This window comes from Methylobacterium sp. Leaf99 (assembly GCF_001422375.1).
In the GTDB taxonomy this organism is placed as follows: domain Bacteria; phylum Pseudomonadota; class Alphaproteobacteria; order Rhizobiales; family Beijerinckiaceae; genus Methylobacterium.
Window position 1 is genome coordinate 2,158,003 of sequence record NZ_LMMU01000001.1, and the last position, 14,060, is coordinate 2,172,062.

At 63.9% G+C, this 14,060-nt stretch carries 13 protein-coding genes; 8 read left to right on the top strand and 5 right to left on the bottom strand.

Features of this window, described 5'->3' with window-relative positions:
• Window positions 1-49: 49 nt before the first annotated feature.
• Window positions 50-652 carry a TIGR00730 family Rossman fold protein gene (locus ASF28_RS09910; RefSeq protein ID WP_056090877.1) on the bottom strand — a complete coding sequence of 201 codons (603 nt, stop codon included), beginning with the start codon at window positions 650-652 and terminating at the stop codon, window positions 50-52.
• A gap of 221 nt (window positions 653-873) precedes the next feature.
• On the opposite strand from ASF28_RS09910, the gene ASF28_RS09915 reads away from it, so the two are divergent.
• The 7 genes from ASF28_RS09915 to mscL all read left to right on the top strand — a co-directional run bounded on the left by ASF28_RS09915 (window position 874) and on the right by mscL (window position 10,529).
• Window positions 874-2,385 (top strand): LysM peptidoglycan-binding domain-containing protein, encoded by a 1,512-nt coding sequence (locus ASF28_RS09915; protein WP_056090879.1) that lies wholly within the window; start codon window positions 874-876, stop codon window positions 2,383-2,385.
• A 175-nt stretch (window positions 2,386-2,560) separates the two neighbouring features.
• Window positions 2,561-4,450: an ABCB family ABC transporter ATP-binding protein/permease gene (locus tag ASF28_RS09920; RefSeq protein ID WP_056090881.1), complete on the top strand. Its 1,890-nt coding sequence runs from the start codon at window positions 2,561-2,563 to the stop codon at window positions 4,448-4,450.
• 378 nt (window positions 4,451-4,828) lie between these two features.
• Window positions 4,829-5,788 carry an SMEK domain-containing protein gene (locus ASF28_RS21670; protein ID WP_082476091.1) on the top strand — a complete coding sequence of 320 codons (960 nt, stop codon included), beginning with the start codon at window positions 4,829-4,831 and terminating at the stop codon, window positions 5,786-5,788.
• A 224-nt stretch (window positions 5,789-6,012) separates the two neighbouring features.
• Window positions 6,013-7,638 carry a DUF2326 domain-containing protein gene (locus ASF28_RS21680; protein WP_200912652.1) on the top strand — a complete coding sequence of 542 codons (1,626 nt, stop codon included), beginning with the start codon at window positions 6,013-6,015 and terminating at the stop codon, window positions 7,636-7,638.
• 804 nt (window positions 7,639-8,442) lie between these two features.
• Complete coding sequence (locus tag ASF28_RS09925; protein WP_056090885.1) at window positions 8,443-9,153, top strand: phosphatidylserine decarboxylase; 711 nt, start codon at window positions 8,443-8,445, stop codon at window positions 9,151-9,153.
• Between the two features lie 10 nt (window positions 9,154-9,163).
• Window positions 9,164-10,036, top strand: a complete 873-nt coding sequence (gene pssA / locus ASF28_RS09930; RefSeq protein WP_056091559.1) for a CDP-diacylglycerol--serine O-phosphatidyltransferase — start codon at window positions 9,164-9,166, stop codon at window positions 10,034-10,036.
• A gap of 70 nt (window positions 10,037-10,106) precedes the next feature.
• Window positions 10,107-10,529 carry a large conductance mechanosensitive channel protein MscL gene (gene mscL, locus ASF28_RS09935; protein WP_056090887.1) on the top strand — a complete coding sequence of 141 codons (423 nt, stop codon included), beginning with the start codon at window positions 10,107-10,109 and terminating at the stop codon, window positions 10,527-10,529.
• On the opposite strand, the gene ASF28_RS09940 is transcribed toward mscL, so the two are convergent.
• Both ASF28_RS09940 and ASF28_RS09945 read right to left on the bottom strand, forming a co-directional pair.
• Entirely contained in the window at window positions 10,530-10,796 is a 267-nt protein-coding gene (locus tag ASF28_RS09940) for a hypothetical protein (RefSeq protein WP_082476094.1), read from the bottom strand.
• A 153-nt stretch (window positions 10,797-10,949) separates the two neighbouring features.
• Window positions 10,950-11,360 carry a DUF1236 domain-containing protein gene (locus ASF28_RS09945; protein WP_056090891.1) on the bottom strand — a complete coding sequence of 137 codons (411 nt, stop codon included), beginning with the start codon at window positions 11,358-11,360 and terminating at the stop codon, window positions 10,950-10,952.
• A gap of 304 nt (window positions 11,361-11,664) precedes the next feature.
• Here ASF28_RS09945 and ASF28_RS09950 point away from each other — a divergent pair, with 304 nt between their 5' ends.
• Window positions 11,665-11,958 carry a hypothetical protein gene (locus tag ASF28_RS09950; RefSeq protein WP_056090898.1) on the top strand — a complete coding sequence of 98 codons (294 nt, stop codon included), beginning with the start codon at window positions 11,665-11,667 and terminating at the stop codon, window positions 11,956-11,958.
• Window positions 11,959-12,322: 364 nt separating this feature from the next.
• On the opposite strand, the gene ASF28_RS09955 is transcribed toward ASF28_RS09950, so the two are convergent.
• Window positions 12,323-13,057, bottom strand: coding sequence for a NepR family anti-sigma factor (locus tag ASF28_RS09955; protein ID WP_056090900.1), 735 nt, complete (start codon window positions 13,055-13,057; stop codon window positions 12,323-12,325).
• A gap of 135 nt (window positions 13,058-13,192) precedes the next feature.
• Window positions 13,193-14,008: a class II glutamine amidotransferase gene (locus tag ASF28_RS09960; RefSeq protein ID WP_056090902.1), complete on the bottom strand. Its 816-nt coding sequence runs from the start codon at window positions 14,006-14,008 to the stop codon at window positions 13,193-13,195.
• Between the last annotated feature and the right edge of the window lie 52 nt (window positions 14,009-14,060).

A 14,060-nucleotide genomic window follows, 5' to 3' on the forward strand; every position in this document is an offset into this window, starting at 1 on the left:
TAGTCTTATCCGAACGTCGTCCGCCCCCCCCTGATCGGCTAGTGTGACATCACAGCCGCTCGGTTACGAACGCCTCGGCCTCGGGGGAGGGGGGCGTGTCGGCCGCCGCGTCGCGCAGGAGCCCGACCACGGCCTCGGCCTCGTGGGCCACGAGGTAGCTCAGATCGAGCCCCTCGCGGATGAAGCCCTGGGCCCGCATGTGGTCGAGGAGCGTCAGCAGGGGCGTCCAGAAATCGGCCACGGAGAGCAGCAGGATCGGCTTCCTGTGCTGGCCGAGCTGCGCCCAGGTGAGCTGCTCCACCAGTTCCTCCAGGGTGCCGATGCCGCCCGGCAGGGCCACGAAGGCGTCGGAGCGCTCGAACATCAGGCGCTTGCGGGTGTGCATGTCCTCGACGACGATGGTCTCCTGGATCTCGTCGAGCATGCGCTCGCGCGACTTCAGGAAGCTCGGGATGATGCCGGTGACGTGGCCGCCATTCTCGAGGACGGCGCGGGCCACCGTGCCCATCAGCCCGACATTGCCGCCGCCGTAGACGAGGCCGAGGCCGGCTTGCGCCAGGGCCTTGCCCAGGGTCTCGGCCGCCGCGGTGAAGGCGGGGTCGCCGCCGAAGCCCGAGCCGCAATAGACGCAGACGGTTCTCACCGGAGCCATGCGCCGCCTCCCTTCCGGGACCGGCCGCGCGGACCACGGGCCGTGTCCACGGGCCAAAGTGCTGATTTTATGGGAGATCCGGCCGTCGGACGGCCATCGGTGTTTGGTGTTCCGGTCATGTTCGTTAATATGTCGCCGTCAAAGGCCGATTGATCGACAGGGCAGGTCGGGTTTCGACTGCGGTTCCGCCGCCCGGGCGGTGGATGAGGGAGTGGTGCGTCATGAAGGCGGAGTTGCGACGGAGCATCTTCCTCGCCGGCGTGGGGCTTCTGGGCGGCTTCACCCTCGTCGTCACCCTCTACGGCGCGAGCGAGTTGTTCAAGCACGGATTCGGCGCGCCGGAGGGCCGGACCGTGGCCCCCGCCACCGAGTCGGCCCCGAGCCGCGGGGAGGGGAGTTCCGGCGCGCCGGGAAAGCCCCGGTCGGACCGGCCGCCGGGGCCGGGGCAGATGTCCGCCCTGCCGTCGGGGGACGATCCCGTGGCGCCGGGGACCAGCGCACCGGGGAGCGGGGCGCCGCCGGCCGCCGCGGAGGCGTCCGCGCCGACCTTCGACATCATCCGCGTCGAGCCCTCGGGCGAGACCGTCATCGCGGGCCGGGCTGCACCCAACACCACCGTCGAGATGCTGCGCGACAACGAGCCGATTGCCCGTGTGCTCGTCGACCCGTCCGGCCAGTTCGCCATCGTGCCGCCTGCCCTGTCCCCCGGCAGCGTTGAGATCACCCTGCGCTCCACGGGGGCCGACGGCCGCTCCCTCGTCTCCCGGGAGAGCGTGGCGGTGGTGGTGGCCCAGAGCCGCGACGCCAAGCCCCTCATCGCCCTGACCTCCCCCGACAGGCCCACGGTGGTGCTGTCGCAGCCCGATCCGGTCGCCCCGGCGCAGGCCGCCGCCGACCCCCGGACCGCCGCTCAGGCGAGCTCGACCAAGGCGGACCCGAAGCCGCCGGCGAAGGCCGCTGCCCGACCGTCCGAGACGCCGGAGGGGACGCCGGTGAAGATCGTCAGCGTCGAGGCGGAGGAGGGCGGGCGGCTCTACGTCACCAGCCAGGCCCAGCCCGGGGCGACGGTGCGGCTCTACCTCAACGACACCCTGGTGGCGCCGGGCAGCGCCGGGGCCGACGGGCGCGTCGCCTTCACCATCGGGCGCGGGGTCCGGCCGGGGGCCTACGCCATCCGCGTCGACCAGGTCGATCCCGTCTCCGGCAAGGTCAAGACCCGCTCGGAGGTCGCCTTCACGGTCCCGGCCGCGAAGCCGGCCGCGGCCCGGCCCCCTGCGGCGAAACCCGCGCCCGTCGCCTCCGCCGCGCCCGTTCCGCCGAACCCTCCGGAGAAAATCGCCCTTCTGCCTCAGCCGTTTAAGGCCGATCCGCCCCGGACCGGGTCCACCCTTCCCATGCCGGCGATGACGGGTCCGGGGCCCCGGCCCGACGCCGAAGCCAAAGCTCCCGAACCCAGGATCAGCGTTGAAACCAAAACCCCGCCCGACCCGAAGCCGGCTCCGGAGGAGGCGCCCCGCACGGTGTTCGTGCCCGAGATCGGCACGGCGCGGATCGTGCGGGGCGACAGCCTGTGGCAGATCAGCCGGCGCGTCTACGGCAGCGGCACCCGCTACACGGTGATCTACGACGCCAACCAGCCGCAGATCCGCAACCCGGACCGGATCTATCCGGGCCAGATCTTCGTGGTTCCGGCCGCCGGCACGGCGGCGGTGACGGGCGCCGAGCGCGGCTGAGCCCGTTCCGCCTGCGGCGGCGCGGACCGGCGCGCGCCGGAAAACCCGCCGTTCCGGACCGGCGCACCCGCCCCGCGCGCCGACGCGGGGCCGCCCCGCGCCGGTGCGCGGCTGTCAGCGGACCGGCGCGCGCTTATATCGGTTCCAAACCGCAGCCACCGAGACGCAGAAATCCATGACACCCGATCCCGCGCAAGCGCCGGGCGGCACGCCGCCCGCGCGCCCCGGCCTCGTCGCCACCTATCGCCGCCTGTGGCCCTACCTCTGGCCGTACGGCCGGCCCGACCTGCAGCGGCGGGTGTTCCTCGCGTTCGGCCTGCTCATCGTGGCGAAGTTCGTCACCATGGTGACCCCGTTCACCTTCAAGTGGGCGACGGACGCCCTGGTGGCGATGACCGACCGCAAGGCCGGCGACGCGATCCCGACGGGACTGCTCGCCGCCCCCATGGTGCTCATCGGACTCTACGGCCTGTCGCGGGTGGCCATGGCCGGGCTGACCCAGGTCCGCGACGGGCTGTTTGCCAAGGTGGCGATGCACGCCGTCCGGCGCCTGGCCCTGCAGACCTTCGAGCACATGCACCGCCTGTCCCTGCGCTTCCACCTCGAGCGCAAGACCGGCGGCCTGACCCGGGTGCTGGAGCGCGGCCGCGGCGGCATCGAGGAGCTGTCGCGATTGATGGTGCTCACCCTGGTGCCCACCATCGTCGAGTTCGTCCTCGTCATCGGCGTGCTCGCCTACGAGTTCGACTGGATCTACTCGGCGGTCGTGTTCCTGATGGTGGCGGCCTATCTCGGCTTCACCTGGAAGGCGACGCAGTGGCGCATCGAGATCCGCCGCCGCATGAACGCCTCCGACACCGACGCCAACACCAAGGCGGTGGATTCCCTCCTGAACTTCGAGACCGTGAAGTACTTTGGCGCCGAACGCCGCGAGGCCGAGCGCTACGACGCCTCCATGGCCAAGTACGAAAAGGCCTCGACGCAGACCTACGTCTCCCTCGCCGTCCTCAACGCCGGCCAGGCGGTGATCTTCACCATCGGCATGACGGTGGTGATGTGGCTCGCAGCGAGAGACATCATGGCCGGGCGCACCACCATCGGCGGGTTCGTCCTCGTCAACACCATGCTGATCCAGCTGTCGATGCCCCTCAACTTCATGGGCATGATCTACCGCGAGATCAAACAGGCGCTCATCGACATCGACGACATGTTCCTCATCCTCCACCGCAACCCCGAGATCGCCGACCGGCCGGACGCGACGGCGCTGAAGGCCCAGGGAGGCACGGTGGAGTTCCGGGACGTGCGCTTCGCCTACGATCCCGCCCGGCCGATCCTACGCGGCGTCTCCTTCACCGTGCCGGCGGGGAAGACGGTGGCCATCGTCGGCCCCTCGGGCGCCGGCAAGTCGACCCTGTCGCGCCTGCTGTTCCGGTTCTACGAGCCGCAGGGCGGGCGCATCCGCGTCGACGGCCAGGACATCGCCGCCGTCACCCAGAGCTCGCTCCGGGCCGCCATCGGCATGGTCCCGCAGGACACGGTGCTGTTCAACGACACCATCGGGTACAACATCCGGTACGGCTGCTGGGATGCGACGGACGCGCAAGTGCGCGAGGCCGCGTCCCTGGCCCAGATCGACCGCTTCGTCTCCGCCCTGCCCGAGGGCTACGACACCCCCGTGGGCGAGCGCGGCCTGAAACTCTCCGGCGGCGAGAAGCAGCGCGTCGCCATCGCCCGCACCATCCTGAAAGGGCCCCCGATCCTCGTCCTCGACGAGGCGACCTCGGCCCTCGACAGCTTCACCGAACGCGAAATCCAGGACGCCCTCGACAAGGTGTCCCGCGGCCGCACCACCCTCGTCATCGCCCACCGCCTCTCGACGGTGGTCAACGCCGACGAGATTCTGGTGTTGGACAAGGGCGTGATTGTGGAGCGGGGGACGCACCAGGGGTTGCTGGATGCCGGTGGGGTTTATGCGAGCCTGTGGAGCCGGCAGCGGGAGGCTGATGCGGCTTTGGCGGTGTTGCAGGGGGTGGATGGGGAGCGTCTGATGGAGCTTACGGCCTAAAGCACGCGATTTCCTACTGAGCGCTCACCCGAGCCGATCCAGCGACTTTGAAGTCAAAGATTGATTCATGGAGCCGATTTTTGGGCGGCATGATGGCCTGAACATCAAGGCCTTATTGTTTGTAAAAAATTTCAAATCGCGGTAGTTATCCTTAGCGTTCGCTTGGGTAATTTGTTCATGTCTGCTGAGGTGGGAAAAGTGTCTAAAGGCGGTGCATATCCCAATGATAAGAAGTTAATCAGGCATGCAGACAACAGATATTATTCAAAAATAAAATTTAAGAATATATGCTAGTGCAAAGCATCTAGTCTAAAGTTGGTTATGGGTCTTTCTAAAATTAAAGATATTGGATTTATTGAAGGGTAGGTTGTCCTTGTCATGAATCGCCAGCGCCTTTTAGAAGACGTTTCGCATTACTTGACGCATTTGCAGATATCCGTCGGGCATCTCAATGGGCTCAATCTCCAAGATATTAATATTCACGCAGAGATATTTTTCCGCGATTTCTTAAACCTAGCTTTAGGATACACGCTTGAGAGCATTAATATTATTGAGAGAAATGCGCGTGCTATTGACCTCGGTGATAGGGGCGGACGAATAGCGATTCAAGTAACCTCTACGTCAGAAATTGCTAAAATCAAGCATACTCACAACGGATTTGTTTCTAGTCGACTCGACAAACTATACGATCGCTTGATCGTCATCATAATTGGCGAAAAACAAAAATACAGACAAAGAATTTTAGGCGGTAGCGGTGTTTTCAGTATGTCTCTGATAGATGATGTTTGGGACATACCAGAAATTATTAGAAAAATTTCCAATCTTTCGCTGAAAAAAATCGAACTATGCCGGGATTTTCTTTTCGACGAATTGACCATAGCGGAACCTAGGCAGTCAAACGAAGTATCTACTCTAATCCGACTTATTGAAGTTCTTAGCGTTACAGAGGAAGGAACCTCTATCGGCAACCTCCGAGAAGACCCTGATCCCACTGGAAAGGTTCGCGACCGGTTTGCTAACCATGCAGGGTTCCTACAGAGACAATATGTCGAACTGCACGAACTGTACGGACGCGCATTAGCCGAAGTTGACCGGCATTCTGACCTCGGTCATGTACGTGTGCGTAAGCTTCAGGTTTACCTGATGGTGTGGAGCGATAAAATTCTAACAGAGGTTCGAGGTAATCCGAAAACTGCCCTTGATTTACTGACAAAAAAAATTCTTCGGATGATGGGAACTAGTGCTGTAGGGTTTGATGAAGGCGCTATTCGATATTATCTTATTAATCAGCTGATCGCGTGCAATATTTTTCCCAATAAGCTGATGTCCGATGCCTAGTATCTTTCTCAAGGATGAAGCTCTCGACAAAGCTCCAGCAATAGTAGGCTTCGAGATTGCGCGCTATCTGAACCTATCAGGTGAGGGCCAGATCAGCATTTTCGATGTCGTCAACCATTTCAAGCACGAGAGCTGGTTTGCATGGAACTCATTTTTCCATGGCATAATATTTCTTTACGCATTGGGGCTAATTGATTTCGAAGAGCCATACCTGATAGTGCGCGATGTTGATTAAACGTCTTTACACTGAGCCAGCCTTCATAGATCCGATCACCTTCATGCCGGGGGTCAATGTTATCTTGGGCGAAAGCGATGAAACTAGTTCAAAAAATAACGGCGTTGGTAAATCGCTTTGTATTGAGTTTGTAAGCTTTGCGCTTCTAAAACGAAAATCAGAAAGCCGGGTCGCAAAAATCCCGGAACAAGTCTTAGATCCATCTATTTTTATTTGTGTTGAGCTTGAGATTCATGGGGTTGCCTGCATTATTAAAAGATCCCTTGAGGCCGCAGAGCAGCCGCGTATTGTGGTAGACGGTCACGAAAGAGTCTACACCAAAGTCAAGGATGCGACCGACTTTCTTACGGGAAAGCTCTTTCCCGATCAAAGCTTCAGAGTCGGATTCCGAGAGATTCTAGGTCCGTTGATCCGCGACGAACGATCCGAGTTCAAGTCACTCGTGGCCTGTTTTGATACCAACGCCCGTATTCCAGATAACTACGCCCCTCATCTAATGTTATTAGGCATAAATATTGAAATTTATCGTTCTATCAAGGGTATTCAGAAAGAGATAGATTTGATAGCCGTTGAGAGGGCGCGAATTAAAGATAGCGTGAAGCTAGTTCGACAAAAAAATCTTGAAGAGGCCCGCACTGATCTCAATGCACTGGACGGTGAGGTTGAGACCATCCGAAGGGGCATTGATTCTTTAAAAAACGCTGAGGCGTACGATATTGTGAAGGATGAAATCCTCGAAATCGAAGACCAATGTTCTGAGTTTCGCCTTCGTAAGGACGTGCTAGTAACGCGTTCCAAAAAATTGGAGCCGATTGCATTGGAGGCTATTGTAGATACTGACGAGATACGTGATTTCTACGATCAGCTTCGAGCCGGTCTTGGCACTAGCATCGTCCGCGATCTCAACGAGGTGATTTCTTTCAAGTCCAAGATTGAAAATTTTCAGCACTATTTACTGCAAGAAAAAAGAAAAATTATCAATGTGGAGATTCGGAAGCTGAACAGCCAGCTTTCTGAGTTAGATAATCGGTATGCCACATTAATGTCAGTACTTGATCAAGAAGGACATCTAAGTAACCTTCGGCAGACATACGCCTCGTTCCAAGCTAAAAGCGATGAACTTGGCCAGCTAAAAAGTTTTTTAGGTCGCTACGACGCGTTGCTGATTGAGCGTCAAGATAAAAAGTCTCAAATCGAGGCGGAAAATCTCTTGCTTCGCGCAAGTATCTTGGCTGTTTCTGAGCAGCTGGAATCATTTCAGAGGAGTATCATTGCAATTCATTATTTCATTCAGGGCAACAGAAATGCGTCGTTTGGGGTGAGTGTAACCGCCAAGAAACATGTTGTTGATATAATTCTACGAATTGATGACGACGGTAGTCATAGTGTTGAAAGAGAGAAAGTTTTCATCTATGATATAGCGTTGTTATTGAACGTTTACACGAAATATCGACATCCGGGTATACTTATTCACGATAACATTTTTGATGTCGATGACGATACGCTACAAAGAAATTTGGAGTTTATCCTTACGCGAGCAAGATTTGATGACGAACAGCAATACATACTGACAATAAATTTAGATCGTATCGAACACTACCAGGACGAGTTTTAGTTTTACGAGCTCGAAAAAAGCATTGTAGCTTCTTTTACTAAGAAAAAGAGATTTTTGAAAAGTCATTATCAGGAGGTGAAGTAATAAAATGATATAATTTGTAGATATAATCTTGGATTTGTATCGTAATTTCTGCGCTCATTTGTAAGCTTGAGGCTAATTATTCTGATTGGCAGCCACAATAGGATTTCCCGCCACGCCGTCATCCTGGCGCCGTATAGCGGAACCCTGGAACCAGAACCATCGGTTCCGTAAGGTTTAGCAGTGTCGGGTGGCTCTGGGATCCGGGTTCGCCTCGGGCGCCCCGGAACGACGGGCCGTCTTGCACCCAGTGCCTCCACACCCGCCTCCTCATCCTAAGGTGCCGCCCAGCGGCCTCGAAGGAGCCCTCCAAGAATCGAGCGCCGCGCTGGAGCACTCCTGCGAGGCCAGCGCTGCACGCCGGCACCTCCAGGATGAAGACAAGGGGTGGATTCACGGGCACCTGCCTGCGTTCAAGCGCCCCTGTCCCGGGCGCATGGAGCGCCAGCGGAAGGCGACCCGGGACCCAGCGCGAAAAGGCGCGCAGCGTCCGGCTTCCGCAACCGTGCTGACGGTCGCGCCGCTGCGCGGCCCTTCGTGTGCTGGGTCCCGGATCGCCTTCCACTGCGTTGCAGGCGTCCGGGAAAGGGGGTGCGTCCGCGAGGGGGCGTCGCCGCCCGCCGCCAAAACCCCCCAAAGGTTGACGCGCGCCCCCCGCCCTGCCATCGCGCGGAGTCCGGATTCCCGTTCGCGCCCGTGCCGGGCCACGATCTGAAAGACCGCATGTCCGACCTCCTCGAGACGATTCGCCGAACCCTCGTGCCGATCCACAAGGAGGGCTATCCGTTCATCCTCATCGGCATCGTGCTGACGGTGATCGGCGGGTACTTCGCCCAGTCCCTCGGCTGGATCTTCCTGATCCTCACCCTGTGGGTCTGCTACTTCTTTCGCGATCCCGAGCGCGTCACCCCCGTGGGCGACGGCCTCGTGGTGTCGCCGGCCGATGGGCGGGTGAACCTCATCTCCACGGTGCTGCCGCCGCCGGAGCTCGACCTGCCGCAGGAGCCGATGCTGCGCATCTCGGTGTTCATGAACGTGTTCGACTGCCACGTGAACCGCGTGCCGGTGACCGGCCGCATCGGCCAGATCCACTACACGCCGGGCCTGTTCCTCAACGCCGAGCTCGACAAGGCCAGCGACGACAACGAGCGCAACGGCCTCGTCATGGAGACGACCCACGCGGGCGCCCCCTTGCGCATCGGCGTGGTGCAGATCGCCGGGCTGGTGGCGCGCCGCATCGTCGGCTGGGTCCATGCCAACGACACCCTCAACGTCGGCGAGCGCTTCGGCCTCATCCGCTTCGGCTCGCGGGTCGACGTCTACCTGCCCGTGGGCACCCGCGTCCTCGTCGGGCTGGGCCAGAAGGCCGTGGCGGGCGAGACCGTCCTGGCGGATCTGGCGGGTGGACCCGAGCGCACGTTCCGGCGCATCTGAGGGGATGAGCATGGACGACCTGTTCCCGCCCTTCGCCCCCGACGCCAACGAGCCGCGGCCGCGCCGGTTCAAGCCGGTGCCGTTCCGGATGATCGCGCCGAACATGATCACCCTGATGGCCCTGTGCCTCGGGCTCACGTCCATCCGCCTCGCCTTCGAGGGCAAGTTCGAGCCCGCCGTCATCGCCATCGTGGCCGCCGCCTTCCTCGACGGCATCGACGGGCGCGTGGCCCGGATGCTGAAGGGCACCTCGCGCTTCGGGGCCGAGCTCGATTCCCTCGCCGACTTCGTCAATTTCGGCTGCGCCCCGGCCCTGATCCTCTACGGCTTCGCCCTGAAGGAGCTGCGCTCCGTGGGCTGGATCGTCGCCCTCATCTTCGCCATCGCCATGGCCCTGCGTCTGGCCCGCTTCAACGCCATGCTGGACGACCCCAACCGCCCGGCCTGGAAGAAAGACTTTTTCGTCGGCATGCCGGCGCCGGCGGGGGCGCTCACGGTGCTGCTGCCGCTCTACCTGCACTTCCTCGGCCTGCCCCTGGAGCGCTGGGCCGCCCCGGTGGTCCTCGGCTACATGCTGTGCATCGCCCTGCTCGTGGTCTCCACGGTGCCGACCTTCTCCGGCAAGACCGTGGGCAAGCGGGTGCCGCGGGAGGCCGTGCTGCCGATCTTCCTCGTGGGGGTCGCCGGCTTCGGCCTGCTGATCTCGTTCCCGTTCGAGGCCATGGTGGCGCTCAGTCTCGGCTACCTCGTCACCCTGCCCATCGGCGCGGCGCAGTACCGCCGCCGGGCCAGGGCCGAGGCGCGGGCGGCCGCGAGCCTGCCGGCCCCCGACGACGACCGCGATCCCGGCAGCTCCGAGCGCGATCGCGCCGTGGACAGCTGAGCGCCGCGCCTGTCGCGGTGCAACAGCATCCCGTAGTCTTCGCGCGAAGAATCACGCGCGGGGACGCACGATGCTCGAAGAATTCAAAAAATTCGCCCTGCGCGGCAACGTGGTCGATCTCGCCGTCGGCGTGATCATCGGCGCGGCCTTCGGCGCCATCGTCACCTCGGCGGTGCAGGACGTGTTCATGCCGATGATCGGGGCGATCACGGGCGGCCTCGACTTTTCGAACTACTACATCGCCCTGTCGTCGAGCGTGCAGAAGGGCGCCGCCTATGCCGATGCCAAGAAGCAGGGCGCGGTGATCGGCTACGGCCAGTTCCTCACGGTGGCGATCAACTTCATGATCGTCGCCTTCGTGCTGTTCCTGGTGATCCGGGCCATGAACCGCCTCGTCAGCCGCGAGGAGGCCAAGCCCGCTCCCGAGGTGCCGGCCGACGTGAAGATCCTCACGGAGATCCGCGACCTCCTGGCGACGAAGCCGGCGGTCTGATCAGGGGGCCATCCCGGTCGGGGGCTTGCCCGTCAGGTCCTCGACGAGGCCGTCGAGGGCCGATTCGACGGCGCCGGTGCCCTCCTCGTGGGTCTTCAGGCGGACTTCGAGGCGCTTGAGCTGGGGCCCGAACGCCGCCGGCGTCACCGGATCGCCGAGGTATTCCGGCACGGCCTCGTCCGTGGTGAAGACCGAGCGCAGCTGCTGGCCGAGGTGGTCGCGCACCGGCTCCGGCAGGGCCGCGTCGGGCAGGGGGTGGTCGCTCACGGTGAATCTCCCGTCGTGCTGAAGACTGGGCAACGATCCGGACGGGGCAAGTGTTGCGCCGCCTTCGACAAATCATCGCCCGCGCCACAAGAAAAAGCCCCCGTCGCCGGGGGCTTTCTCAGTTTCGGAGGCGGCGCGACGTCAGTCCCGATCTCAGTCGATGACTTCGACGATGCGGCGGCTGCGGTCGACCAGGACCGGGCGCTCGTTGACGATGGTGTAGCGCGAGTCGCGGGCGTTGTACTCGTCCGGCACGTCGTAATAGGTCACGCCGGCGCTCGGCAGCACGGTGCCGACGCGGACATCGCCGTCGTAGGCGTAGGACGAGCGGCGCTCGCGGGTGACGTACTGGCGGAAGCGCGGACGGTCGTCGACGCCGAGGATGCCGCCCACCGTGCCGGTGGCCGCGCCGACGGCGCCGCCCACGATGGCGCCGAGGGGACCGGCCGCATCGGCGCCGTCCTGCGCGCCGCGCTCGGCGCCGCGGACGAGGCCCTGGGCCTGCGCGGCCATCGGCAGGCTGAGGGCGAGGGCCGAGACGGCCAGAAGGGTCTTGAGGGTCATGGTTCGAGTCTCCCGGTTGAAGTGTCCCGCGTCGCTGTGAAGCGCTGCCGGGTTCGGGGCCTCAACGTGCGACCCCCGCAAAGGGATGCCGAAAAACCCGCGGCCGGCGGCGCAGGGCCGGGGGCGCAGGGCCCGGGGACGGGGCCGGGACGCTCCGACCGAAGCGGGGCCGGCCCTCATCCCCGCTCCCGTCGATGATGTGAGAAAGGGCACAATGCCTTTCGGAAGGGCACGTAAGCCCAGGGATTATGCAGTCCGTGCGGGACGTTGATTAAATTATAGTCCACTCGCACAGAAGAGCATCATGAAGCACCTCGTCGTCGCCCTCGCCGCCGCCCAGATCCTCGGCACCGGCGCCGCCCTCGCCCAGTCGCGGACGTGGAACGCCCTCAAGCAGGCGCCGACCTACCGCGCGCCGCAGCAGACCATCGAGATCCCCCGGTCCGAGGCGCGCCGCGATCCCACCGGCCTCCTGCGCGGCCAGGGCGTCAGCAGCCTCTACGGCGGCATGGGGAACATGGGCGGCGGCTCCGGCCGCAGCGCCAACACCGGCATCGGTCTCGGCGGCATCGGCGCATCGCAGGGCGCGCGGAACTAGGGGGTTGGGGCGCGCGGGAGTTTTAGGCGCGAATCGCGACGTTCGAGGAAAACCGACCGTTTGGCGCGCATCCCCTCGCCCCGCCTGCGGGGAGAGGGACGCGTCTCCCCCTTGCCGGGGAGCGCGGCGAGGCGGCAGCCGACGGTGGGGGGGCGAATCCGGATGAGACTCCTCCGACGCAGCCCCCTCACCGTCGCTGCGGCTTCGCCTTCGCTCGCCGCAGGCACGACGGGGTGCCTGCGGCCCTCTCCCCGCGAGCGGGGAGAGGGGGGTGCGCGCCAGCGCTCCGCACGACGGACGAACGGCGCGCGGTCGACCCGCCCTCCGCGACCACCCGGACGCGGGACGGGACAACGCGCCCGCTTCAGTCCTTCGGCATCGCCGACTGGATCAGCCGGTCCGACGACAGGTCTTCCTCGTCGTAGCCCAAAAGTTCGGCGAGGCGCCCGCGGGCGCGGCTGACGCGGCTCTTCACCGTGCCGACCTTGCAGCCCATGATGGCGGCGGCCTCCTCGTAGGAGACGCCCTCGGCGCCGACGAGCACCAGGGCCTCGCGCTGGTCGGGCGGCAGCTTGGCCAGCGCCGTCTGCAGGTCTTCCACGTCGAGGCGGTCGCCCTGGTGCGGGGCGGTGGCGAGGCGGGCGGCGTAGGAGCCGTCCTGGTCCTCGACCTCGCGCACGCGCTTGCGGTGGTCCGAGTAGAAGATGTTGCGCAGGATGGTGAACAGCCACGCGTTGAGGTTGGTGCCGGGCTGGAACCGGGCGCGGTGCTGCCAGCCCTTGAGCAGGGTGTCCTGCACGAGGTCGTCGGAGCGGGCCGGGTTGCTCGTGAGCGACAGGGCGAAGGCGCGCAAGGACGGCACGGCGGCCAGGAGGCCGTTGCGGAACTCGGGCTCGATGGCCTCGCCGCGGGCCTTCAGGGCCGCTTCGAGCTTCTCGATGAGTTCGGCGAAGCGGCTCGGCTGCTCGTCCGTGGGCAGGCGGTCGTAGACTGTGCGCAGGTGATCGCCGAGATGCGTCCGGATGTTGGACGACAGGTTCGGGCGGGCATCCGCCGGGGCGTCGAGGTCGGCGGCAGTGTCGGTCGCGTCGCGGGTCATGGCTCGTCGTGTTCTGATCGCGGGGGAGGGCGGCACGCCGCTGCGCGCGGGGCCCGTCGTTTGAACGCGTTGTAGCGCATCCCGCCCGGCCACGCATCCCGGCCCGCAACCGTCAGGGTTGCGCGATCCCCGGCATCAACAGCCGCAGGGGGACGGCGCCCGCGCGGACGCCCGGCCGTCGGGCTTGAGGATGCGCACGGCGCCGTCGCGCAGCGACAGCACGTGGCCGCGCTCGACGTCGGTCCAGCACTCGTCGCGGGTGAGGGCCTTGGTGGCGATCACCGTCACCACGTCGTCGGTGCCCGTCTCCTGGGCGAAATCGACGCGCCAATCCTCGTCCACCAGGGTGGCGGTGCCGAAGGGCGCGCACCGGGTGAGGTAGCACAGGCGCTTGCCGCAATGGGCGTAGAGGGTGCGGCTGTCGGACAGCAGCATGTTGAACACGCCCAAGGCGTGGAGCTCGGCGCAGAGGTCGGCCACGGCGCGGTCGAGGCGGGCCGGGCTCGGCAGGTCGGGCCAGCGCTGCTGCAACTGGTCGAGCATCCAGCAGAAGGCGTGCTCGCTGTCCGTGGAGCCCACGGGCTTGAACCAGGTCAGGGGCCACCTCTTCACGCCCTTGAGCTGGCCATTGTGCGCGAAGGTCCAGCGCCGGCCCCACAATTCCCGGCTGAACGGGTGGGTGTTCTCGAGGTTCACCCGGCCGCGGTTGGCCTTGCGCACGTGGGCGATGACGATGCGGCTCTTGATCGGCGTGCGGCGCAGGAGTCTTGCGAGCTCCGACTGCGCGCTCGGCTCCGGCTCGTGGAAGGCGCGGGCGCCCCGTCCCTCGTAGAACGAGATGCCCCAGCCGTCGGCATGCGGACCGGTCTCGCCGCCGCGCCGCGCCAGGGCGGCGAAGGAGAACCGGATGTCGGTGGGCACGTTCGCGCTCATGCCGAGCAGTTCGCACATGGGGGGCGGGCGCTTCTTCAGGGGCGAGTTGGACCGGGCGGAGGACCGGACG